At 67.2% G+C, this 22,151-nt stretch carries 18 protein-coding genes; 11 read left to right on the top strand and 7 right to left on the bottom strand.

The window, feature by feature from the left end; all coding sequences use genetic code 11:
* Positions 1 to 84 precede the first annotated feature (84 nt).
* Genes QZW52_RS07815 through ybiB form a run of 11 tightly spaced genes read left to right on the top strand, consistent with a single transcriptional unit; the run spans position 85 to position 14,214 of the window.
* Positions 85 to 984, top strand: a complete 900-nt coding sequence (locus tag QZW52_RS07815) for a carbohydrate ABC transporter permease (RefSeq protein WP_293997013.1) — start codon at positions 85 to 87, stop codon at positions 982 to 984.
* A gap of 12 nt (positions 985 to 996) precedes the next feature.
* On the top strand, positions 997 to 1,902 hold the full coding sequence (locus tag QZW52_RS07810; RefSeq protein ID WP_293997012.1) for a carbohydrate ABC transporter permease: 906 nt from the start codon (positions 997 to 999) through the stop codon (positions 1,900 to 1,902).
* A gap of 35 nt (positions 1,903 to 1,937) precedes the next feature.
* Entirely contained in the window at positions 1,938 to 3,023 is a 1,086-nt protein-coding gene (locus tag QZW52_RS07805) for an ABC transporter ATP-binding protein (RefSeq protein ID WP_293997011.1), read from the top strand.
* Positions 3,024 to 3,033: 10 nt separating this feature from the next.
* Entirely contained in the window at positions 3,034 to 5,580 is a 2,547-nt protein-coding gene (locus tag QZW52_RS07800; protein ID WP_293997010.1) for a beta-mannosidase, read from the top strand.
* On the top strand, positions 5,577 to 6,620 hold the full coding sequence (locus tag QZW52_RS07795) for a LacI family DNA-binding transcriptional regulator (protein WP_293997008.1): 1,044 nt from the start codon (positions 5,577 to 5,579) through the stop codon (positions 6,618 to 6,620). Before QZW52_RS07800 ends, QZW52_RS07795 begins: the two co-directional genes overlap by 4 nt.
* Positions 6,617 to 7,711, top strand: coding sequence for a Gfo/Idh/MocA family protein (locus QZW52_RS07790; protein ID WP_293997006.1), 1,095 nt, complete (start codon positions 6,617 to 6,619; stop codon positions 7,709 to 7,711). The genes QZW52_RS07795 and QZW52_RS07790 overlap by 4 nt, the downstream gene beginning before the upstream one ends.
* Before the next feature lie 33 nt (positions 7,712 to 7,744).
* Positions 7,745 to 8,500, top strand: coding sequence for a sugar phosphate isomerase/epimerase family protein (locus tag QZW52_RS07785; RefSeq protein ID WP_293997004.1), 756 nt, complete (start codon positions 7,745 to 7,747; stop codon positions 8,498 to 8,500).
* A gap of 13 nt (positions 8,501 to 8,513) precedes the next feature.
* Positions 8,514 to 9,590, top strand: a complete 1,077-nt coding sequence (locus QZW52_RS07780; protein ID WP_293997002.1) for a sugar phosphate isomerase/epimerase family protein — start codon at positions 8,514 to 8,516, stop codon at positions 9,588 to 9,590.
* A complete protein-coding gene (locus QZW52_RS07775; protein WP_293997000.1) occupies positions 9,587 to 10,753 on the top strand; it encodes a Gfo/Idh/MocA family protein in 1,167 nt (388 codons plus the stop codon). The genes QZW52_RS07780 and QZW52_RS07775 overlap by 4 nt, the downstream gene beginning before the upstream one ends.
* Before the next feature lie 24 nt (positions 10,754 to 10,777).
* Positions 10,778 to 13,243, top strand: coding sequence for a glycoside hydrolase family 3 C-terminal domain-containing protein (locus tag QZW52_RS07770; protein ID WP_293996998.1), 2,466 nt, complete (start codon positions 10,778 to 10,780; stop codon positions 13,241 to 13,243).
* Positions 13,244 to 13,281: 38 nt separating this feature from the next.
* Positions 13,282 to 14,214, top strand: a complete 933-nt coding sequence (ybiB, locus tag QZW52_RS07765) for a DNA-binding protein YbiB (protein ID WP_293996996.1) — start codon at positions 13,282 to 13,284, stop codon at positions 14,212 to 14,214.
* A gap of 31 nt (positions 14,215 to 14,245) precedes the next feature.
* Here the strand turns inward: ybiB and QZW52_RS07760 are convergent, their stop codons facing one another.
* The 7 genes from QZW52_RS07760 to QZW52_RS07735 form a co-directional block, all read right to left on the bottom strand.
* Complete coding sequence (locus QZW52_RS07760) at positions 14,246 to 14,482, bottom strand: hypothetical protein (protein ID WP_293996994.1); 237 nt, start codon at positions 14,480 to 14,482, stop codon at positions 14,246 to 14,248.
* Positions 14,479 to 14,991, bottom strand: coding sequence for an ATPase (locus QZW52_RS07755; protein WP_293996992.1), 513 nt, complete (start codon positions 14,989 to 14,991; stop codon positions 14,479 to 14,481). The genes QZW52_RS07760 and QZW52_RS07755 overlap by 4 nt, the downstream gene beginning before the upstream one ends.
* A gap of 175 nt (positions 14,992 to 15,166) precedes the next feature.
* Entirely contained in the window at positions 15,167 to 17,107 is a 1,941-nt protein-coding gene (locus QZW52_RS07750) for a propionate--CoA ligase (protein ID WP_293997033.1), read from the bottom strand.
* A gap of 65 nt (positions 17,108 to 17,172) precedes the next feature.
* Positions 17,173 to 17,640, bottom strand: a complete 468-nt coding sequence (locus QZW52_RS07745) for a VOC family protein (RefSeq protein WP_293996990.1) — start codon at positions 17,638 to 17,640, stop codon at positions 17,173 to 17,175.
* Between the two features lie 232 nt (positions 17,641 to 17,872).
* A complete protein-coding gene (locus tag QZW52_RS19215) occupies positions 17,873 to 18,082 on the bottom strand; it encodes an AbrB/MazE/SpoVT family DNA-binding domain-containing protein (RefSeq protein WP_363226331.1) in 210 nt (69 codons plus the stop codon).
* A 21-nt stretch (positions 18,083 to 18,103) separates the two neighbouring features.
* Positions 18,104 to 20,212 (bottom strand): TPR end-of-group domain-containing protein, encoded by a 2,109-nt coding sequence (locus tag QZW52_RS07740; RefSeq protein WP_293996988.1) that lies wholly within the window; start codon positions 20,210 to 20,212, stop codon positions 18,104 to 18,106.
* Between the two features lie 36 nt (positions 20,213 to 20,248).
* Positions 20,249 to 22,151 (bottom strand): ATP-binding protein (locus tag QZW52_RS07735; RefSeq protein ID WP_293996986.1); only part of this gene is annotated, 1,903 nt, incomplete at its 5' end.

Raw genomic sequence — 22,151 nt, 5'->3', positions numbered from 1 at the left:
CCCTTTTCTCCCCTTCCGCGCGCAACCGATACCGCCGACGCCAGCCGTCCGGGTCGCGCTGCCGCATGACCAGCGAGGTCCGCCATGGCGCGCGCCGCACGACCGAAACGCCTGAACCTGGCCCTGCACGCCGCCCTGCTGCCACTGGCCATCACCGCCTTGCTGGCCTACGTCGGCTCGGTGATCTGGAGCATCCGGATTTCCCTGTCCTCGTCCAAGCTGTTCCCGCGGGACGACTGGGTCGGGCTGATGCAGTTCGAGCGCCTGTTCGAGACTGACCGCTGGACGGTGTCGCTGCAGCACCTGGGCGTGCTGGCGGTGGTCTACGTGCTGGGCGTGCTGATCCTGGGGACGCTGATGGCGATCTTCATCGACCAGCAGGTCAAGGCCGAGAGCTGGTTCCGCACGATCTTCCTGTATCCCTATGCGATGAGCTTTGTCGTCACGGGCCTGATCTGGCAGTGGCTGTTCAACCCCACGCTGGGCCTGCAGAACGCCTTTCGCCTCATGGGCTGGGAGAGCTTCACGCTCGACTGGACGGTGCGCTCCGACATGGTGCTCTACGCCATCGGCCTGGCGATGGTCTGGCAGGGCAGTGGCACGACGATGGCCATCCTGCTGGCCGCGCTGCGGGGCGTCGATGAAGAGCAGTGGAAGGCCGCCCGCCTGGAGGGCGTCTCCAAGCCGCGCTACTACCTCAGCGTCGTGCTGCCGCAGCTCGGCCCGGCGTATGCCACGGCGTTCGTGCTGCTGGCCGTGGCGCTGGTGCGGACCTTCGACGTGGTCGCGGTGATGACCAGCGGCGGTCCCGGTGACGCCAGCGAAGTGCCCGCCAAATTCATCATCGACCACCTGTTCGGCCGCAACAACATCGGACTGGCCTCGGCCGCCTCGGTGGTGATGCTGGTCACCGTGTTCACCGTGCTCGCGCCGCTGCTGTACTGGCGCTCCAAGGTCCAGGCGCGTCAGAACGCCGGCCACTGAGGATTTACTGACATGAGCACCACTGCTTCCTCCTCGGTCACACCACGCGGCCAGCGCCCCCGCCGTCCGCTGGTCACCCCCGCCCGCATCGGCATCTACGCCTTCCTGCTGGTCACTTCCGCCTTCTTCCTGCTGCCGCTGTACGTGATGGTGGTGACTTCGCTGAAGACGCCCGAGGAGATCCGCCAGGCGCTGCTGTTCGCGTGGCCCGCCTCACCGCAGTTCGGCAACTGGAAGGAGGCATGGTCGAGCGCCTGCATCGCGCTGGCCTGCGAGGGCATCCAGGGCGGCTTCTGGAACTCGATCCGACTGGTCGTGCCGGCCACCATCCTGTCGGTGTTCCTCGCCGCACTCAACGGCTACGCGCTGAGCTTCTGGCGCTCGCGCTGGGGCGACATCCTGTTCGGCATCATGCTGCTGGGCGCCTTCGTGCCGTTCCAGGTGATGATCTACCCGCTCGTGGCGTGGTTCCGGCTGGGCGGCTTCTACAACACCTACTGGGCGATCCTGCTGGTGCATTGCATCTTCGGGATGCCGGTGCTGACGCTGCTGTTCCGCAACTACTACATCGCCGTGCCGGGCGAGCTGTTCAAGGCCGCGCGCATCGACGGCGGCGGTTTCTGGCGCATCTTCTTCCAGCTCATGCTGCCGATGGGCACGCCCATGCTGATCGTGGCGACCATCCTGCAGGTCACCGGCATCTGGAACGACTACCTGTTCGGCCTGATCTTCGCCGGCAAGGACAACTACCCGATGACGGTCCAGCTCAACAACCTGGTCAACACCACCTTCGGCGAGCGCCGCTACCACATCGACATGGCCGCCACGATCCTCACGTCGCTGGTGCCGCTGGCGGTGTACTTCTTCTCGGGCCGCTGGTTCGTGCGTGGCATCGCTGCCGGCGCCGTCAAGGGCTGATTCCTTTCATTTGAAGACTCTGACGAGACCCCACCATGGCCAGCGTCCACATTGACAACCTCGACATCGTCCTCGGCGGCAACACCATCCTGAAGGGCATGAACCTCGAAGTCGCCGACGGCGAGTTCCTGGTGCTGCTCGGCCCGTCGGGCTGCGGCAAGTCCACGCTGCTGCACACCATCGCCGGCTTCAACGACGTGGCCGAAGGCAGCATCCGCATCGGCGACCGCGACGTCACCTGGGCCGACCCCAAGGACCGCGAGATCGGCATGGTGTTCCAGTCCTACGCGCTCTACCCGACGATGAACGTCGAGCGCAACATGTCCTTCGGGCTGCGCGTGGCACGGGTGCCGGCGGCCGAGATCGACAAGCGCGTGGCCAAGGCGGCCGAGATGCTGCACCTGACGGAGCTGCTCAAGCGCCGCCCCGCGCAGCTCTCCGGCGGCCAGCGCCAGCGGGTCGCCATCGGCCGCGCCGTGGTGCGCGATGCCAAGGTCTACCTGTTCGACGAGCCGCTGTCCAACCTCGACGCCAAGCTGCGCGCCGAGCTGCGCCGCGAGCTGAAGCAGTTGCACCAGCAGCTCGGCGCCACGATGGTCTACGTCACCCATGACCAGGTGGAGGCGATGACGCTGGCCGACCGCATCGCGGTGATGAAGCTCGGCGTGATCCAGCAGATCGGCACGCCGGACGAGATCTACGCCCGCCCGGTGAACCTCTTCGTCGCCGGCTTCCTCGGCTCGCCGACGATGAACACGCTGCGCGGCAAGCTGGTCAACCGGGACGGCGGCACCCACTTCGTCGGCGAGGCGTTGAGCCAGGAGGTGTCGGCCTACCCGTTCGCGCAGGCGGCGGTGAATGGCCGCGAGGTGGTACTGGGCGTGCGGCCGGAGCAGGTGCGCCTGAGCCACAGCGTCGGACCCGACACGCCGCACACCGGCAAGCTCACGCTCATCGAGCCGCTCGGGCCGCAGAAGATCGTGTGGTTCACCATCGCCGGCGTGCTGATGAGCGCCATCGCCGACGACCAGTGGCAGGGCACGGTGGGCGAACCGATCGCCTTCGGGTTCGACCTGCCGCGGGCCTCGATGTTCGACGCCAAGACCGAGGCGCGTCTCTGAGCGTGTGACCATGACCCGCCGTCCCGCACACACCCGGCTTCTGCAGGACGGCTGGCAGTTTCGAGAAGCCGATCCGCGCCAAGGCGATGCCACCACGTTCTCGGCCCCCGACGGCTGGCGTGTGGCGACGGTGCCCGGCTCGGTCCATGGAGATCTGCTCGCCCAGGGCGCCATCCCCGACCCGTTCCTCGGTCGGCAGGAAGCCGAGGTGCAGTGGGTCGGCGAGCGCGACTGGTGCTACCGGCTGGACTTCGACGTGGCAGCCGACGAGCGGCGCGAGCGCGTGGTGCTGTGCTTCGACGGACTCGACACCTTCGCCAAGCTCTGGCTGGACGGCGAGCCGCTGGCGGAGAGCGACAACATGTTCGTGCCGCTGCGCATGGACGTGACCGGGCGGCTCGGGCCGGGGCGGCACACGCTGTGGATGCGCTTCGACAGCGCGCTTCACCGTGGTCGGGCGATCGAGGCGCACCACGGCACGCACCCACTGTGGAACGGCGATTCGAGCCGGCTGCATGTGCGCAAGGCGCCGTACCACTACGGCTGGGACTGGGGGCCGACGCTGCTGACCTGCGGGCCGTGGAAGGCGGTGCGGCTCGAAGCGTCGGACCTGCGCATCGCCGAACTCGCCAGCCCGGTGACACTGAGCGCCGATCTGGGCCACGCCCGCGTGGACGTGTTCACCACGCTGGAGGGCGCCATCGACGGCGGCACCGGCACCGAGGTCTGCCACACGCTGCGCGACGCGGCCGGCACACTCGTCGCCACGCACCGCAGCCGCGCCACCGCAGCGCACGAAGCCACGCTGTCAGTCCCGACGCCACAGCTCTGGTGGCCCGCCGGACACGGTGCGCAGCCGCTCTACACGCTCGACAGCCGCGTCGTCGCCGCCGATGGCACGGTGCTCGACACGCAGCAGCGCCGCCTCGGCCTGCGCCGGCTGCGGCTGGTGCAGGACGCCGTGGCGGGCGAAGCGGGCCGCAGCTTCGTGTTCGAAGTCAATGGCCGCGCACTCTTCTGCGGCGGCGCCAACTGGATTCCCGACGACAACCTGCTCCACCGCATCACCCCGGCCCGCTACCGCGAGCGCGTGCAGCAGGCGGTGGACGCCAACCTCGTGATGCTGCGCGTCTGGGGCGGCGGGATCTACGAGGACGAGGCGTTTTACGACGCCTGCGACGCGCTGGGCGTGCTGGTGTGGCAGGATTTTTTGTTCGCCTGCGGGCTGTACCCGGCGTATCCCGCCTTCGTCGCCAGCGTCGAGGCCGAGGCCCGCGCCGCGATCACCCGGCTGCGGCACCGGGCGAGTCTGGCGATCTGGTGTGGCAACAACGAGGACTACACGCTGGCGGAAACGGTCGGTGCGCTCGGCGCCACACCGAGCAGCGACCCGACGCGCTTCGAGGCCCGCGTGCTCTACGAGCAGGTGCTGCCGACGCTGTGCCACGCGCTCGATCCGGGTCGTCCGTACTGGCCCGGCAGTCCCTACACCCCGCCGGCCGCCGGCACCGGCCAGCCCCGCCTGTCGCAGGACATGACGACCGGCGACCGCCACAGTTGGGAGGTCTGGCACCAGCTCATGCTCCCGTACCAGCGGTATGCCGAGGTCGGTGCGCGTTTCGTCAGCGAATTCGGGATGCAGTCGCACCCGTCGCTGGCGGTGCTCGAACAGGCCATTCCCGCCGAGGAGCGTTTCCCCGGCAGCCGCACCGTGCAGTGGCACAACAAGGCGTCGTCCCCCGTCGGCATGGACGGCCACCGCCGGCTGGCCGTCTACCGCGCCGACACGCTGCGCCACCCGGACACGCTGGCCGCCGAGGTCTACGCGACGCAGTTCGTGCAGGCCGAGGCCATGCGCCACGCCTACGAAGCCTTCCGTCGCCGCTGGCAGACGCCGGGGGCACGGGCCTGCGGCGGCGCGCTGGTCTGGCAGTTGAACGACTGCTGGCCGGTGACGAGCTGGGCCATCATCGACAGCAATGGCCATCCCAAACCGGCGTGGTACACGATCCGCCGGGCGATGGCGCCGTTGGCCTGCGCGGTGCGGCGCGACGATGCCGGTGTGTCGGCCTGGGCGGTGAACGGGACGGACACCGTGCTGACCGCGCAGGCACGCTGGCAGTTGCTGGCGATCGACGGCGAGCCGATCGACGACACGGCCACCGCGGACGTGGTGCTCGCGGCCAATGCCGTGACCCCGCTGACGCCGCCGCCGGCATGGTTCGCCGATCGGACACGACCGCTGATCGGCCGCCTCACGCTGACCGACAGCACGCAGACCGCCCACGCCCACGCCTGGCCCGAACCCTTCCGCTGGCACCGCTTCCCCGATCCCCAGGTGCGTGTCATGGCTGAACCGGACAGCGGCTGCGTTCTGGTGAGCGCCATCCGCCCGGCCAAGGGCGTGTGGCTCGACGCACCGGGGGCACGCTTCGAGGACAACTTCCTCGACCTGCTGCCGGGCGAGGTGCGGCGGCTGCGGGTACATGGAGCAGCAAGCGGGTCGGTGCATGGCACCATCGCCGGTTGTCTCAACACTTGGCAGGACGCGCCGTGAGCACCATCAAGGATGTCGCCCGGCTGGCCGGCGTCGGCGTGGCCACCGCGTCGCGGGCGCTGTCAGGCAACGGCTCGGTGTCGGAAGACACGGTCCGGCGCGTGCGAGAAGCCGTTGCCACGCTCGACTACCGTCCCTCCAGCACGGCGCGGGCGCTGTCGCTGCAGCAATCCGGGGCGATCGGCGTCTATGTCCCCGGCTTCGACGGCCATTTCTACTCCGGCATCGTCTCCACCATCGACAGCGTGCTGCGCGCCAACGGCCGGCACATGATCGCCGCCAATGGCTGCGGCATCGGCTCGACCCGCCAGCTCGACCTCGACGGCATCGAGTTCCTCATCGGGCGCGACTGCGACGGCCTGATCGTCGCCTCCAACCGCCTGCACGACGACGACCTGGAGCGGCTGATCGAGCGCATGCCGACGCTGGTGGTCGTCAACCGCCGTCTGGCCGAACACCACGACAACGCTTTCTGCGCCGACCACCAGGCCGGGGGGCGGCTGGCCGCCCGCGCCCTGCTCGCCCGCGGCCACCGCTGCATCGCCACCGTCCGCGGCCCGCGCGACACCCCAGACAACGAGGCGCGCCTGAACGGCTTCAGCGACGAGCTGGCCCGCCACGGCGTGTCGGTGCGGCCCGAGCACAGCGTCGATGGCGACTTCGACCTCGCCAGCGGAGCCGCCGCCGCCCGACAACTGCTGGCCGGCGCCACGGGTGGGCGCCCGGCCTTCACCGCCGTGTTCGTCGCCAACGACCTCATGGCCCTGTCCGTCATCAGCCGCCTCACGCAGGCGGGGTTGCGGGTGCCGGAAGACGTGTCCGTGCTCGGCTACGACGACGCCGAGTTCGCGCCCTTCACCTCGCCGCCCCTGACCACCATCCGCATCCCCACCGCCGACGTGACCATCAGCGCCAGCCGGCAAGCCCTCAACCTCTGCTATGGCCTGGACTGGCCGGTGGCGCACGATTTCCCCCCGGAAATCGTCTGGCGCCAGTCGGTCGGTCCCGGCCCCCATCCAGCCCTGTCGGACCTCCCATGACCACTGCCACCCCTGCCCTGCCGACCCCCATCGGCATCATCGGCTGCGGAAACATCTTCCCGGCCTACCTGAAGACGCTGGCCCGTTGCCGCCGCATCCGCATCGTCGCCATCGCGGACGCCAACGCCGAACTCGCCGCCAGCCGCGCCGCCGAACACGGCTTGACCACGCTGTCCATCGCCGACCTGCTCGCCAGCGAGGCGCAGATCATCCTCAACCTCACGCCTCCGCAGGCGCACCACGCCGTCGGGATGCAGGTACTGAACGCCGGCAAGCACTTCTTCACCGAGAAACCGCTGGCCGCCACGTTCGAGCAGGGACAGGAACTGGTGAAACTGGCGCGCGCCAAGGGCCTGCGCGTCGGTTGCGCACCGGACACCTTCCTCGGCGCGGCGGGCCAGACGCTGCGGGCGCTGGTCGATGGCGGCACGGTCGGCCAGATCCGCCACGGCACCGCGCAGTTCATGAACCACGGCCCCGACCACTGGCACCCCAACCCGGCGTTCTTCTACCAGCCCGGCGGTGGGCCGCTGCACGATGTCGGCGTCTATTACCTGACGCACCTCGTGAACCACTTCGGCCCGGTCGCCAAGCTGCGCTCCACCTCGCACGTCACGCACACCGAGCGCCGCGTGCCGTTCGGGCCACGCGAGGGCGAAGTGCTGCCGGTGGGCGTGCCGACGCATGTGGTCACGCAGCTCGATTTCGCCAGCGGCCCGCAGATCGTGCTGACCTCCAGCTTCGATGTCTGGGCACACACGCACACGCCGATGGAACTCTACGGCGACGACGGCACGCTGCTCGGCGCCGACCCGAACCAGTTCGGCGGCACGGTGAAGCACAACCGCCAGACCGGCGCGTTCGAACGGGCGGCGGGTGGCCGGCCCTACGCCACCAACAGCCGGGGCATCGGCCTGATCGACATGGCGCTCGCCATCCAGGAAGACCGCCCGCACCGCTGCAGCGCGGAGATGGCGCTGCATGTGCTGGAGGTGATGGACCGGGCGCTCGACGCTGGCCGCACCGGGCGCAGCGTCACGCTCAAGACCCGCTGCGAGCGGCCGGCACCGCTGACCAGCAAACTGTTCTGATTGTTCTGAACCTTCCGCATTCAGGAGTCCCCCATGAAACTCTCCGTCCAGCTCTACTCCCTGCGCGAAGCCGGTGACCTCGACACCCAGCTCGCGATGGCCCGCGCCGCTGGCTTCAAGTGGGTCGAATCCGTCGCCAGCCACGGCCTGCCCGCGGACGAGTTCGCCGCCAAGGTCGCCGCGCACGGCCTGCGCGTGTCGTCGATGCACGTCAGCCTCGCGATGGTCGAACACGATTTGCAGACCGTCATCGACACCTGCCACGCCACCGACTGCCGGCTGGCGATCATGCCGTGGCTGCCCATGGGCGAGCGGCCCGCCACCGCCATCGGCTGGCAGGCGCTAGGCGCCCGGCTCGCCAAGGTGGGCGACAAGCTCAATGCCGAAGGGCTGCGGCTGGCGTACCACAACCACGAGTTCGAGTTCCTGCACTACAGCGGCCGCACCGCGCTGGAATGGATCTTCAGCACCGCCAACGCCAAGCAGCTCGGCTGGGAAGCGGACCTGGGCTGGGTGGCCCGCGCCGGGCTGGACCCGATGGCCACGGTGATGCCCCACGCCCATCGCCTCGTCTCCATCCACACCAAGGACATCGCTCCACCCGGCACCGCCGCTGACGAGGACGGCTGGTGCGCGCTGGGCCAGGGCATCGTGCCGTGGGCAGCACTGCTCGCCGACCTGCAGCAGCGGGTCAGCCTGTTCGTGCTCGAACACGACAAGCCGAAGGACCACGCCGCGATGCTGAAGACCAGCTTCGACTTCATGCACCAGCACCTGATCGCCAACTGAGCCGGGGCACGCCATGACCACCACCACCTCCCCGATCCGCGGCCCCGGCGTCTTCCTGGCGCAGTTCGCGGGCGACGCGGCGCCGTACAACTCACTCGACGGCCTCGCCGGCTGGGCGGCAGGCCACGGCTACGCGGGCGTGCAGATCCCGAGCTGGGACACGCGGCTGATGGACCTCGCACTGGCCGCCGAGAGCCAGACCTACTGCGATGACCTGCGCGGCCGGCTGGCGGCGCATGGCGTGCAGATCACCGAGCTTTCGACGCACCTGCAAGGCCAGCTCGTCGCCGTACACCCCGCCTACGACGCGCCGATGGACGCCTTCGCACCCGAAGCGGTGCGCGGCAAGTACGCCGAACGCACCGAATGGGCGAAGCAGCAACTGCACTTCGCCGCCAAGGCATCGCAGCGCCTTGGCCTGACTGCGCACGCCACGTTCAGCGGCGCGCTCGCGTGGCCCTACCTCTACCCGTGGCCGCAGCGGCCGGCCGGGCTGATCGAGGCGGCGTTCGACGAACTCGCGGCGCGCTGGCGGCCGATCCTCGATGCGTTCGACGAAGCCGGCGTCGATGTCTGCTACGAGGTCCATCCCGGCGAAGACCTCTGCGACGGGGCGAGCTACGAGATGTTCCTGGAGCGCGTGGGGAACCACCCGCGGGCGAACCTGTTGTACGACCCGAGCCACTTCGTGCTGCAGCAGCTCGACTACCTCGCCTACATCGACTGCTACCACGAGCGCATCAAGGCGTTCCACGTCAAGGACGCCGAGTTCCGCCCGACCGGCCGACTCGGGGTCTACGGCGGCTTCCAGGCATGGAAGGACCGCGCCGGCCGCTTCCGCTCGCTCGGCGACGGGCAGGTGGATTTCCGCGCCATCTTCAGCAAGCTGACGCAGTACGGTTACACCGGCTGGGCGGTGCTGGAGTGGGAATGCTGCATCAAGCATCCCGAGCAAGGGGCCGCCGAGGGGGCGCCGTTCATCCGCGATCACCTGATCCGCGTGGCCGAACGGGCCTTCGACGACTTCGCGGCGAGCACCACCGACGACGCCACCAACCGCAGGATGCTCGGTCTGGAGCCACGGGCATGAACGCGCCGATCTCCGCGCCGCGCCGCCTGCGGCTGGGCATGGTCGGCGGCGGGCAAGGCGCGTTCATCGGCGCCGTCCATCGCATCGCGGCGCGGCTCGACGACGACTGGGAACTGGTCGCGGGTGCGCTGTCGTCCGACCCGGAACGCGCCCGCGCCAGCGGAGCGGAGCTGCGGATCGACCCGGCGCGCTGCTACAGCGATTTCCGCGAGATGGCACGCGCCGAAGCCGCCCGCCGGGCTGACGGCAGCGGCATCGACGCGGTGGCGATCGTCACGCCGAACCACCTGCATTTCCCGGTCGCCTGCGCCTTCATCGAGGCGGGTATTCACGTCATCTGCGACAAGCCGCTGACCACGAACCTCGCCGACGCGCAGCACCTGCAAGCCCTCGTGCGGCAACACGGCGTGCGGCTCGCGTTGACGCACAACTACACCGGCTATCCGCTGATCCGCGCCGCCCGTGCGCTGGTGGCGGCGGGCGAACTGGGCGACGTGCGCATCGTGCAGGTCGAGTATGCGCAAGACTGGCTTGCGCAGCCGCTCGAAGATTCGGGCCAGAAGCAAGCTGCGTGGCGCACCGACCCCGCGCTGGCGGGACCGGCCGGCTGCCTCGGCGACGTGGGCACGCACGCCGCGCAGCTCGCCGAATTCGTCACCGGCCAGTCGCCGCAGCAGCTCAGCGCCGAGCTGACCACCTTCGTGCCCGGCCGGCGTGTCGATGACCATGTGCAGGTGCAACTGCGCTACGCCAGCGGCGCCCGCGGGATGCTCTGGGCCAGCCAGGTGGCGACTGGCGAGGAAAACCACCTGCGCCTGCGCGTCTACGGCACGAAGGCCGCGCTGCACTGGGACCAGGAATCGCCCAACGAGCTGACGTGGCATCCGGCCGGCCAGCCCGCGCAGCGCCTGACCCGCGGCATGGCGTCGCTGCCCGCCGTCGCCGCCGCCGCGACCCGCACGCCGGGCGGCCACCCCGAGGGTTATCTCGAAGCCTTCGCCCAGCTTTACCGCGACTTCGCCAGCGACCTGCGCGACCTCGCCCGCCCGGCCAGCGTGCCCGGCGTGGACGACGGCGTGCGCAGCCTCGCGTTTGTGGAAACGGTCCTCGCCAGCGCCTCGCGTGACGGCGCGTGGACCGACCTGCCATTCGACCCTTCCTGACTTCCTGATCCGGACACCCTTTCCATGACCACCCCCAACATCCCCGCCCTGCTCGACGCCCTGACGCTGGAAGAGCAAGTCAGCCTGCTCACCGGCGCCGACTTCTGGTGTACGGTCGCCATCCAGCGGCTGGGCATCCCCGCCATCAAGGTCACTGACGGCCCGAACGGCGCCCGCGGCGGCATCTTCAACGGCGGCCCGCAGACCGCGTGTTTCCCCGCCGCCATCGCGCTCGGCGCCACCTGGAACCCCGCGCTGATCGCCGAAGCCGGCCACGCGCTGGCGGACGAGGCCAAGCTCAAGGGCGCCACCGTGCTGCTCGCGCCGACCGTCAACCTGCACCGCTCGACGCTCAACGGCCGCAACTTCGAGTGCTACTCGGAAGACCCGTACCTGACCGGCGAGATCGCCTGCGGCTACATCCGCGGTCTGCAGGACAACGGCGTGGCCGCGACGATCAAGCACTTCGTCTGCAACGACAGCGAGGTGGAGCGCATGTCGATCGACTCCGTGGTCGATGAGCGGACGATGCGCGAGCTGTACCTGGTGCCGTTCGAGAAAGCCGTCAAGGAAGCGAACGTGCTGGCCGTGATGACCTCGTACAACCGCATCAACGGCGACTTCGCGGGCGACAACGCACCGCTGGTGCGCGACATCCTGCGTGGCCAGTGGGGCTTCGACGGGCTGGTGATGTCGGACTGGTTCGCCGAGCACGACACGCACAAATCCGCCACCGCCGGCATGGACCTGGAGATGCCCGGCACGACCCGCCACCGGGGCGAGGCGCTGGTGCAGGCGGTGCGCGACGGTCGCGTGTCGGCCGATGACGTGCGGGCCTGCGCGGGGCGGGTGCTGCAACTGGTCGAGCGGGTCGGCGGCTTCGCGTCGCCGGGCATCCCGGACGAGCGTTCCGAGGATTCGCCCGAGCGCCGCGCCCTGATCCGCCGCCTCGGCGCGGAAGGGTCGGTGCTGCTGAAGAACGACGGCGCGCTGCTGCCACTGGGAGAAAACGCCGGATCGGCCCGCACGATCGCGCTGATCGGCCCGAACGTGGACACCGCGCAGATCATGGGCGGCGGCAGTGCCAACGTGAACGCGCTGCACCGCATCACGCCGCACCAAGGGCTGGCCGCGCAGACCGACGCCGCGCTGGTCTGCACGCCCGGCGCGGACAACTACCGCTGGGTGCCGGTGCTGAACCAGCCGATGGCGGTGGCGTTCTACACCTCGACCGACCTGAGCGGCGAGCCGGCGGTGCAGGCCGTCTACCCGAGCAGCGAAAAGCTCTGGGGCGGCGCGGTGGAGGACGGCATCGACCCGCTGCACTTCTCGGCGCGGGCCACGCTGACCTTCGTGCCGCCGGCCGATGGCGATTACCAGGTCTCGATCACCAGCGCGGGCCTGAGCCGCGTGCTGTTCGATGGCGTGCAGGTCGTCGAGGCGTGGGAAAGCTGGGCGCCAGGCGACACCTACTTCACCTTCGGCTGCACCGAGCGCGTGGTCAGCCACCGTCTGCGGGCGGGCGTGCCGGTGGCGATCACGGTCGAGTATTCGTCGCCGACGAGTGTGCCGGTGTCGTTCAAGGCGCTGCGGCTGGGCGTACACCTGCCGCGGGGCGAGGCCGATCTGGCGGCAGCCGAAGCCGCGGCGCGTCAGGCGGACGTGGCGGTGGTCTTCATCGGCCTGAACGCCGAGTGGGACTGCGAGGGCCTGGACCGCCCCGACATGGCGCTGCCGCACCAGCAGAACGCGCTGGTCGAGCGCGTCGTCGCCGCGAACCCGAACACCATCGTCGTGCTGCAGACCGGGGCGCCGGTCGAGCTGCCGTGGCTCGACAAGGTGCCGGCGGTGCTGCAGGCGTGGTATCCGGGCCAGGAGTGCGGCCACGCGATCGCCGACGTGCTGACGGGCCGCGCCGCGCCGGGCGGGCGGCTGCCGCAGACGTGGCCGAAGCGGCTCGCCGATGTCATCACCTCGAACGGCGATCCGCTGCGCTACCCCGGCGTGGATGGGCGCGTGGTCTATGACGAGGGCGTGTTCATTGGCTACCGGCACCACGACACGCACGGCGTCGCGCCGATGTTCCCGTTCGGGCATGGGCTGTCGTACACGTCGTTTGCCTGGGGCGAGGTGCGCGTCGATCGCACGGAGATGGCGTCGGGTGGCCACGTCACGGTCTCGGTGGACGTCACCAACACGGGCACGCGGGCAGGCGCCGAGGTCGTGCAGCTCTATGTCAGCGATCCGGTCAGCGGTGTGGACCGGCCGGCACAGGAACTCAAGGGATTTGCCAAGCTCGCGCTGCAGCCGGGTGAAACCGGGACCGCGACGATCACGCTCGGGATGCGGGCGTTCGCGTGGTTCGACACGGCGCGTGGCGGCTGGGTGGCCGAGGCGGGGGCGTTCGGGCTGCGGGTCGGTGCGTCGTCGCGGGACATCCGGGGTGAGGTCGGGGTGACGCTGGCGGGCGAGTGGTTCGTGGCGGCCTGAGGGTGGCCGCGCGGGTCCAGGCCCGTGACAATCCCCCCATGACGCCCACCACGACCATCGCCCCCTACCTCAAGACCATCGGCCGCGGCAAGGACGGCGCCCGTGCGCTGGACCGCGCCCAGGCGCTCGACCTGATGACCCGCATCCTCGGCGGCCGTGTCAGCGACCTCGAACTCGGCGGCTTCGCGCTGGCGATGCGGATCAAGGGGGAGTCGGCAGACGAACTCTCGGCCTTCGTCGAAGCGGCGATGGCGCACACGCTGCCGCTGGTGGCACCAGGGCCGATGCCCGCCGTGCTGCTGCCCTCGTACAACGGCGCGCGCAAGCTGCCGAACTTCACGCCGCTGCTGGCGCTGCTGCTGGCGCGTGAGGGCGTGCCGGTGCTGGTACACGGCCCGACCGACGACCCTGGCCGCGTCACCAGCGCAGCCATCTTCACCGCGCTCGGCCTGCCCCCCGCCGCCGATGCCGCCCAAGCCGCGGCGCAGTGGGCGGGCGGCGCGCCGGTGTTCCTGTCGCTCGACACGCTGAACCGCCCGCTCGCGCAGTTGCTGGCGCTGCGCCGCGTGCTCGGCCTGCGCAACAGCGGACACACCATCGCCAAGCTGCTGCCGGCCTTGCCCGGCGCGCTGCGGGTCGTCAACCACACGCACCCGGAGTACGCGGTGAGCCTGTCGCAGTACCTGCGCGACAGTGGCGCCGACGCGGTGCTGATGCGCGGCACGGAAGGCGAGCCGGTGGCCGATGCGCGCCGGCAGCCGCGGCTCGATGTCTACCGCGCCGGCGTGCTGGACACCGAGCACTCGGTGGCACCACAAGAGGGTGTGCTGGTGGCATTGCCCGTGCTGCCCGCCGCGATCGATGCCGAGACCACCGCCGCGCACATCCGTGCCGTGCTGGACGGCCGGATCGCGCTGCCTGCGCCCATTGCGCGGCAGGTGCAGTGCCTGCGGGACGCGCTGCCGCGTTGAAGCAGCAGCCAAAGCAGCAGCGGGTGTCCGGTCAGCGCAGCGGCCGGGTCAGCGGGTGGACGTTGCCCGCCGGGCGCTCGGTGCGCAGGTCGTAGCTCTCGGTGCCCGATTCGCGCACGATGCGGCCCTCCTGCGCGACCACCACATCGGTGCCGGTCAGGAACGCGATCTGGCGCGCCACTTCCGCAGCCCGCTTGAGCGCCGCGTAGGCGCCCAGCACCTCGGGTGCGATGTAGTTCTGGTTCAAGGTGCCGTTCTTCATGCTCATGCGCCGCTCCAGTCCACCAGTTTCGGGACCGGACCCGCATTGTCGAAATGCACCCAGAGGTCCACCAGGTCCTTGTAGACCGCGTGGAAGTTGTGCAGCCCGGCCTCGTAGCGGCGCCGCACGACATCGCTGGTCATGCGCAACCCGCCCTGGCGCGCCCGCTCGTTGATCCGGTGCTGCGACATCTCGCAGGACGGCAGCGACAGGAACACCATCTGCACCACATAGCCCTTGGCGCGCCAGTCGGGGATCAGGCTGGCGTAGTCGCGGCTGCGCAGCGAGGTCTCGAAGCCGAAGGTTTCGCGCAGCCGCAGCATGTCCTGGATGGTCATCTGCATCAGCTTGCTCGCCCGCATCGCCATCCGCTCGGGCGCGAAAGGCGACAGACCATGGGCGATCAGATCGGCGTCGATGAAGTTCTTGCAGGCCGCTTCCTGGGGCAGGTATTCCTTGGCAAACGTGGTTTTTCCTGCGCCTGGGGGGCCGGCAATGATGTGGATGCGGGGCATGTCCGGTTCGCTTCCGGTCAGTGATTTGCAACGATTATGTAACTTTTCGTGACTTTTACCCCTTGCTATTCTGAAGAAGAACTGAAATCAGGGCGAAAAAAAGCCCCGCTCGAATGGGCGGGGCGGTGGTCCGGAATCGCCACCCGAAGGCAGCAGATCCCGAATATTCGGACGGTCAACCCGTGACCAGATCCTTGATCTGCATCAGCGCAGCCGGGTCTTCCATCGTCGTCAGATCGCCGGCATCACGTCCTTCGCAGACGGCCTGGATCGCGCGGCGCAGCACCTTGCCCGAGCGCGTCTTGGGCAGCACGGTCACGAAGCGCACGCGGGCCGGGCGGGCCACGGCACCGAGCTGGGCATCGACGACCTTGAAGATCTCGGCTTCCAGCTTGCGCTCCTCTTCGGCGGTCGTGACGCGGCTGGCGTCCTTGACCACCACGAAGGCCATCGCCACCTGGCCCTTGAGCTGGTCGGCCACGCCCACCACCGCGACTTCGGCGACGTTCGGGTGGCTGGAGATGCTCTCCTCGATCTCGCGGGTGCCCAGGCGGTGGCCGGCGACGTTGATCACGTCGTCGGTGCGGCCGAGGATGAAGTAGTAGCCGTCCGCGTCGCGCACGCCCCAGTCGAAGGTGCTGTACATCTGCCGGCCGGGGATGCTGGTCCAGTAGGTGCTGACGAACCGCTTGTCGTCACCCCACACGGTCTGCAGGCAACCCGGCGGCAGCGGGCCTTCGACGGCCACGACGCCCTTCTTGTTCGCCTCGGTGATGGTCTCGCCGGTCGCCTCGTCGATCAGCTTCACGTCGTAGCCGTAGACTGCCTTGCCCGGCGAACCGAAGCGACTCGGTGCCGCTTCGACGCCGTTGCAGACCGCCATGATCGGCCAGCCGGTTTCGGTCTGCCAGTAGTTGTCCACGATCGGCTTGCCCAGGGCTTCGGCGATCCACTTGGCGGTGGGTTCGTCGAGCGGCTCGCCGGCCAGGAACAGCGCCTTCAGGCTGGAGAGGTCGTACTTGGTCAGGAAGGCCGGGTCTTGCTTCTTCAGCACGCGCACGGCGGTCGGCGCCGAGAACATCACCGTGACCTTGTACTTCTCGACCAGGCTCCACCAGATGCCAGCGTCGGGGCGGATCGGCAAGCCCTCGTACATGATCGTCGCCATGCCGCCGATCAGCGGGCCGTAGATGATGTAGCTGTGGCCGACGACCCAGCCGATGTCGCTGGTGGAGAAGTAGGTCTCGCCCGGCTCGCCCATGTAGATGTGCTTCATCGACGCGGCGAGTGCCACCGTGTAGCCGGCGGTGTCGCGCTGCACGCCCTTGGGCTTGCCGGTGGTGCCGGACGTGTACAGGATGTAGGACGGGTGATCGGAGGCGACCCACTCGCAGGGCACGTCGGCGTCCATGCACTGCGTGCGCAACGTCGCGTAGTCCACGTCGCGGCCTTCGACCTTGGCGTAAGGCGCCAGACCCCGATCGACCATCACGACAGCGGCCGGCTTGCTGGTGGCGAGGCTGATGGCTTCGTCGAGCAGGTGCTTGTACGGCACGCTCTTGCCGCCGCGCATGCCGGCGTCGGCGCTGACGATCACCTTCGGCTGTGCGTCGTCGATGCGGCTGGCGAGGCTGTGGCTGGCGAAACCGCCGAACACCACCGAGTGGATCGCCCCGATGCGCACGCAGGCCAGCATCGCGAACGCCGCCTCCGGGATCATCGGCATGTAGATCAGCACGCGGTCGCCCTTGACGACACCCTGGCTCTGCAGGATCGCGGCCATGCGCTGCACTTCGGCGTGCAGTTCGCGGAAGCTGTAGGTCTTCTCGGTGTTGGTCTCGGTCGAGACGAAGATCAGCGCGTTCTGGTCGGCGCGGTCTTTCAGGTGGCGATCGACCGCGTTGTGGCACAGGTTGGTCTGGCCGCCAGCGAACCAGTTGGCGAACGGCGGGTTGCTGTAGTCGCAGACCTGCGTGAACGGCTGGTGCCAGTCGATCAGGGCGGCCTGTTCGCCCCAGAAACCCTCGCGGTCTTCGATGGAGCGGCGGTGGAATTCGGCGTAATCGGTATGGGCGGTCATGGGCTGTCTCCGGGGACTTCTCGGGGTCGGGTGAATTCTTAATTCAAAATCACGCGGCTGACAGGGGACTGTCACCCCCTGCCCAACACGCGTTTCGACCGTCAGCCGAGTGCGGCGATCACCTCGGCCGGCGCCTGCACCAGCTCGATCAGCACGCCCTCGCCGCCGATCGGGAACTCGTCGCTCGCCTTCGGGTGGATGAAGCAGATGTCGAAACCTGCAGCGCCCTTGCGGATGCCCCCCGGCGCGAAGCGCACGCCGTTGGCCGTCATCCACTCGACCGCCAGCGGCAGGTTGTCCACCCACAGGCCGACATGGTTGAGCGGCGTGGTGTGGACGGCGGGTTTCTTGTCGATGTCCAGCGGCTGCATCAGATCGACCTCGATCGCGGTCGGGCCGTCACCAAGGGCGCAGATGTCCTCGTCCACGTTCTCGCGCTCGCTCACGAAGGTGCTCTTGACCGACAGGCCGAAGATGTCCACCCAGAGGGATTTCAGGCGCTGCTTGTCAGGGCCACCGATGGCGATCTGCTGGAGGCCGAGGATCTTGAAGGGTTTGGGGGTGCTCATGTGGTGGCGTTCCGTGCGTGGACTGGCAGGTTGACTGACTCCGGAGGCCCACTCCCGACCTCCCCCCGCTGGGGGGAGGAGTTCAGGCGTAGCGTTTCCAGGCGCTCGATGGCTGGGCTTTGGTAGCCGACTGCCGGGTCTTGCTCCCTCCACCAGCGGGGGAGGGTTGGGGTGGGGGCTGGGTTCGCGCCAACTTTCCATCAATGCTTGACGCAACACCAGCCAGAAAATCTCAAGCTTCCGTAGCGCCAGAACCGGGCCGGCCATCCGGAGACGCTTGCGGATCATTGGGCGAGGCGTTCACAAGTGGCAGCGGCACTATTTCGATGTGATCGCCAACCAATCGGACATCTACGCGCTGACCAGGTACCAAACCCAGTGCGCGCCGAATTTCCCTGGGGATGACGATCTGGAACCGGGAAGAGATGGTGACACTTGCCATAATAAATAACTCTCCAAATAATCAAGTCAGCGACGTGGCGATGCCAGGGAAATTCTTTTCCATCCAAACCTGAAACCGTTCCGATCCACGAATTGAATTCAAATCCGGGTCGCTGACCCAGTGATCTGCCAGAGTACCAGCATTGATGCACGCATCTAGCTCAGAAATAGCCAGCTCTGACTTCCCCTGTAGACTGTAAACGCACGCCAAGTTATACGCAACGATCGCATGAGCCTGAATATTTATCGCCTTCTGTTCTTCAAGAATAGAAGCAGCACGCGACAACACAGCAAGAGCTTCGGACAGATCAGCTCCGACAAGTGCATGATATTCTTTAACTAATGCAGAACCCAAGTTGTTGGCCGCGTCGTGGTCATCCGATTTCAGGCTCAGCGCCAGCGCGTACTTTTCTCCCACCTTCGCCCACAGCGCCCTCGCCGCTGGCAAATCTGCATCCTTGATCGCCTCGGCTTCCTTAGTCAAGGCGGTGCCCCAGTTGTTGGCCGCTTTGTGGTCATCCACTTTCAGGCTCAGCGCCAGCGCGTACTTCTCCCCCGCCTTCGCCCACAGTCCTCTCGCCGCTGGCAAGTCTGCGTCCTTGATCGCCTCGGCTTCCTTACTCAAGGCAACGCCCCAGTTGTTGGCCGCTTCGTGAGCATCCACTTTCAGGCTTAGCGCCAGGGCGTACTTCTCTCCCGCCTTCGCCCACAGTGCTCTCGCCGCTGGCAAGTCTGAGTCCTTGATGGCATCGGCTTCCTTACTCAAGGAGAAGCCCCAGTTGTTGGCCGCTTTGTGCCTGTCCGCCTTCAAGCTCAGCGCCAGCGCGTACTTCTCCCCCGCCTTCGTCCACAGCCCTCTCGCCGCTGGCAAGTCTGCGTCCTTGATCGCCTCGGCTTCATTATCCAAGACGTTGCCCCAGTTGTAGGCCGCTGCGTGCTTATCCGCATTCAGACTCAGCGCCAGCGAGTACCTCTCTCCCGCCTTTCCCCACAGTGCTCTCGCATGATCGAGATCTTTTGCACATGATTTGCTGGCGCGATCAGCAAATAAGTTTCCGTCATCTATGTAAGCCCAAGCAGCCAAATCGATCGCATCCGAATTTGGTTCGGGTAGCTGCTTGAACCATTTGATAACTCTGTCTGGCTGCCCAGAAAGCAACCACCCCTCTACCTTTGATATATCTTGCTGATCTCCAGACTCTTCAGCCTTTGCGGCAGTATTCAACTGTGCAAAGAGACGATCACGCAAACCAACAGCTACTGGCCCACCCGTCTCAAATCGCACAGGATCTACCAGATTCTTAAGATATTCAAATGGCCGAACTAGAAAATCAGGAGGAAAACACTCCAAATTGCTTGCCAAATCAGTTAAGCAAACATCAGCATCTTGACCACCAACATAAAAAGCGTGCCTGCCACGTTGAAATATTCCACTCTGAGCTTGACGCTCGGATGGCTGCTCAGTAAGCCCAAGCCAATAAAGATCACCATCAAAACATGATTGACTTGCCAACACATCCAACAGTGGATCCGCTTCCCCGCTGTAGCCAACTACCAGCCATACACGGCTTACTCCAGTATTTTCAACAATACGAGACAGCTTCCCCCTATGGGCATCCAGCTCATCTGCGCCATTGAGCATTGAAAATCCAGTATGCTGCCCATTCAAAAAAAATATAGAGTATGGCGCGATACGACGAGGCTTAAACTGATCACTCCCTGCCAAATCATAGATCGCTGGAAAGAAATTCACCATTGCACAAGCTTTTACTAGCAATGGATCAAAATTGACCGTCAAAACTCGATCAATTTTATCGTGAGCAAACAATTGCGCCAGAGCAAGATGGGCCCAGTTGAGTTGCGCAGATTTAATATGCTTCAGCAGCAATTTTTCACGCTCTCTGGGGGATAACTGATCCATCAGTCCGTTGTAGTCCGGCGTTTTTCCACCTTCAGATGCGCGCCTGAATGCCTCGGGGTAACTTTTGCGAACTTCCTGAATCAACTCCCCAGCCAATGGTATGCCGGCGCTCTTTGAACAGCCGGCACCCATCAGAACCACACATTCGCCATCCGCCTGCCGTAAAGATGCTGCAACATCACGCAGCGTTCTGGTCTCTACACGATTCATACGGCATCTTTCCGACAAGAATGGCGATTCAAAATCTTACTCGAACCGCAAGATCGGCTGGTCCACGCTCAGGCTCTCGCCCTTCTTCGCGAGGATCTCGGCGACCACGCAGTCCTGCGCGGCGACGAGGATGTTCTCCATCTTCATCGCCTCGATCACCGCCAGCTTCTCCCCGGCCTGCACCTTCTGGCCGACCACCACCGGCACGTCCGCCAGCAGCCCTGGCATCGGCGACAGCAGCGACTTGCTGGTGTCGGGCGGCGCCTTGTAGGGCATCAGCTTCATCATCTGCGCCGCACGCGGGTTGAGCACCAGGGCGTCGATCTGCGTGCCGTTGTGGGCGACGCGGATGGCGAGCGGGTTCTTGTTCGAGCCGCGCTCGACCTGCGCGGTGAACGGCACGCCGTTGCACACGCCGGTCATCAGCAGGTCGCCGAGCTTGGTGTGGCTGCGGATCGCGTAGGTGCGGTCGCCGATCAGCACGTTGGCGGTGGCGGCCGGGGCGTCGTAGCCGCTGACCTGGACCTCGTGGTAAACGTGCTGGCCCAGCGCACCGAGCACGGCCACGACCAGATCCGGCGCGGTCTTGGCGCCGTGGCCGGGCAACTGGCCACTGATGCCGGCGGCACGCTCGCGGGCCTTGCGGCGCACGAAGGCGGCGAGCGCCACCAGGAACAGCGGGTCGTCGTGCGGCACGTCCTCGGCCTTGAAGCCGTGGCTGTAGTGCTCGGCGATGAAGCCGGTGTTGAAGTCGCCCGTGACGAACTTCGGGTGCGCCAGCAGCGCGGCCTGGAACGGGATGTTCGAGCTGATGCCGCGGATCACGAAGCCGTTGAGGGCCTCGCGCATCTTGGCGATCGCCTCGTTGCGGTCACGGCCGTGAACGATCAGCTTGGCGATCATCGAGTCGTAGAACATCGGGATCTCGCCGCCCTCGTAGACACCGGTGTCCACGCGCACGCCGCCGAAGTGGCCCTTCTCGTAGGCCGCGCCTTGCAGCGTCTCGGTCCCTTGCACCAGCTCCGCAGCCGGCGGCGCGTAACGCACCAGCCGGCCCGTCGAGGGCAGGAAGTTGCGGAACGGATCTTCCGCATTGATCCGGCACTCGATCGCCCAGCCTTCGCGCTTGACGTCGGCCTGCGTGAACGCGAGCTGCTCGCCCGCGGCGACGCGGATCATCTGCTCGACCAGGTCCAGCCCGGTGATGCACTCGGTGACGGGGTGCTCGACCTGCAGGCGGGTGTTCATCTCCAGGAAATAGAAGTCCTGGTCCTTGCCGACGACGAACTCGACCGTACCCGCCGACTGGTAGTTCACCGCCTTGGCCAGTGCCACCGCTTGCTCGCCCATCGCCTTGCGGGTGGCGTCGCTGATGAACGGCGACGGCGCTTCCTCGATGACCTTCTGGTGACGGCGCTGGATCGAGCACTCGCGCTCGTTGAGGTACAGCACGTTGCCGTGGCTGTCGCCGAGCACCTGGATCTCGATGTGGCGCGGCTCCAGCACGTACTTCTCGATGAAGACGCGGTCGTCGCCGAAGCTGTTGCGCGCTTCGTTGCGGCACGACGCGAAGCCCTCGAATGCTTCCTTGTCGTTGAACGCGACGCGCAGGCCCTTGCCGCCGCCGCCCGCCGACGCCTTGATCATCACCGGGTAGCCGATGCCCTTGGCGATCTCGACCGCCTGCTCGGGCGTGTCGATGGCGTTGTTGTAGCCGGGGATGGTGTTGACCTGGGCTTCCAGCGCGAGCTTCTTCGAGGCGATCTTGTCGCCCATCGCGGCGATCGAGTAGTGCTTCGGGCCGATGAAGGCAATGCCCTCTTCTTCGAGCCGCTGGGCGAACGCCGCGTTCTCGGACAGGAAGCCGTAGCCGGGATGGACGGCCTGCGCCCCCGTGGCCTTGCACGCGGCGATGATCTTGTCGGCGACGAGGTAGGAC

The sequence above is a fragment of the Sphaerotilus sp. genome (assembly GCF_013299175.1).
GTDB lineage: Bacteria > Pseudomonadota > Gammaproteobacteria > Burkholderiales > Burkholderiaceae_C > Sphaerotilus.
The sequence above is the reverse complement of the archived record's forward strand: the minus strand, read 5'-3'. Positions and strand labels throughout refer to the sequence as shown.